Source organism: Corallococcus silvisoli, from assembly GCF_009909145.1.
Taxonomy (GTDB): Bacteria; Myxococcota; Myxococcia; order Myxococcales; family Myxococcaceae; genus Corallococcus; species Corallococcus silvisoli.
On record NZ_JAAAPJ010000046.1, the window covers coordinates 1 to 2,127 of the forward strand.

1 protein-coding gene is annotated in these 2,127 nt (G+C 67.3%); it reads left to right on the plus strand.

Going from position 1 to position 2,127, the window contains the following annotated elements:
- The coding region (locus GTY96_RS36970) for a condensation domain-containing protein (protein WP_161667165.1) at positions 1–2,127 on the plus strand (2,127 nt) is incomplete at both ends.

Consider the following 2,127-nt stretch of genomic DNA (forward strand, 5'->3'; position numbering starts at 1 on the left):
GCGGGGAGCGAGTACGAGGCGCCGAGGACGCAGACGGAAGAGAAGCTGGCGAGCATCTGGGCGGAGGTGTTGCGAGTTCCTCGAGTAGGAGTGAGGGACAACTTCTTCGCGTTGGGTGGGCACTCGCTGCTCGCGATGCAGGTGGTGTCGCGGATGCGGGCGGAGCTGGAAACCGAAGTCCCGCTGCGCGTGCTGTTTGAAGCGACGACGGTGGAGTCCTTGGCGGAGCGCCTGGAGCGAAGCAACCGGCGTTTCCCGTCCCGGATCATGCGCACGTCGCGGGATGCGCCGCGGGCCTTGTCGTTCGCGCAGCAGCGGCTGTGGTTCATCGACCAGCTGGATCCGGGCACTGCGCTCTACAACGTGCCGGTGGTGGTGCGTCTGGAGGGCATGCTGCGCCAGGACGTCCTGGAGCGGGCGCTGAGCGAAGTCTCACGTCGTCACGAAGCCCTTCGGACGACCTTCGCGCAGGAGCAGGGCCAGACCATTCAGGTCATCCATGCGAAGGCGGACCTGCCGTTGGTGGTGCTGGACCTCCAAGGACTGGAGTCGACGCGAAGAGACGAGGAGGCAAGGCGCCGGGTCGAACAGGAGGTCCTGAAGCCGTTCGACCTCCAGAGCGGCCCCTTGTCCCGAGCATTCCTGGTGAAGCTGGGCGAGCAGGAGCATGTGCTCGCGTTCACGATGCACCACATCGTCTCGGATGGCTGGTCGGTGGGCGTGCTGGTGCGTGAAGTGAGCGCGCTGTACGCGGCCTTCGCCGAGGGACGCCCGTCGCCGCTGCCGGAGCTGCCGGTGCAGTACGCGGACTACGCGCTGTGGCAGCAGCAGACGTTGCTGGGAGACGTGCTGCGGCGAGAGGTGGATCACTGGAAGCAGAAGCTTTCGGGTGCGCCGCCCGTGCTGGAGTTGCCAACGGATCGCCCGCGGCCAGCGGTGCGGGGCAATGCGGGCGCGGTGCAGCGCTTCCTCTGGCCGGCATCGTTCGAGAAGGGATTGCGAGCCCTGGCCCGGAGAGAAGGCGCGTCGCTGTACATGGTGTTGTTGGCGGGGTGGCAGGCGTTGATGTCGCGCTACTCGGGGCAGGGCGACATCAGTGTGGGGTCGCCCATCGCGGGCCGCACGAGGGCGGAGGTGGAAGGGCTCATCGGCTTCTTCGTCAACACGCTGGTGCTGCGCACGCAGGTGGAGGGCGAGAAGTCCTTCAAGGCGCTGCTCGCGCAGGTGCGCGAGACGGTGCTGGATGCGTACGAGCACCAGGAGGTGCCATTCGAGAAGCTGGTGGAGGCGTTGCAGCCAGAGCGAAGCCTCAGCCACACGCCGCTGTTCCAGACGTTGCTGGCACTTCAGAACGTGCCGATGGACGAGGCCCGGCTTCCCGGCCTCGTGCTCAAGCCCGTGGAACTCGAAGGCCGGACGTCGAAGTTCGACGTGAGCGTGTTCTTCACGGAGACGGCGCAGGGGTTGAGCGGGGCGGTGGAGTACAGCACGGACTTGTTCGATGCGGCGACGGTGCGCCGGATGGTGGAGCACCTGGGAGTGCTGCTGGAAGGGGTGGTGGCGAAGCCGGAGGAGGCAGTGGGCCGGCTGCCGCTGCTGACAGGGGCGGAGCGTCAGCAGGTGCTGGTGGAGTGGAACCAGACGCAGGAGGAGTACGCGAGAGACGCGACGATTCCGCAGCTCTTCGAGGCGCAAGCGCGCAAGACGCCCGAGGCAGTGGCGGTGGCGAGCGGGAAGCAGCGGCTGACGTACCGAGAGGTAGATGCGAGGGCGAACCAGCTGGCGAACCGGCTGAGGAAGCTGGGAGTGGGCCCGGAGGTGAGGGTGGGGCTGTGCGTGGAGCGCACGGCGGACGTGGTGGTGGGGACGCTGGGGATTCTGAAGGCGGGCGGAGCGTACGTGCCGCTGGATGCGAGCTACCCGAAGGAGCGGTTGGGGTGGCTGCTGGAGGACGCGCAAGGCCCGGCGTTGGTGGCGCACTCGCACCTGCTGGAGTCATTGCCAGTCTTCAGCGCGCAGGCGGTGTGCCTGGACACGGACGAAGTCCTGTCCACGGAGTCGCAGGAAGCGCCAGTGACGCAGGTGCGCGCGGAGAACGTGGCGTACCTCATCTACACGTCGGGAAGC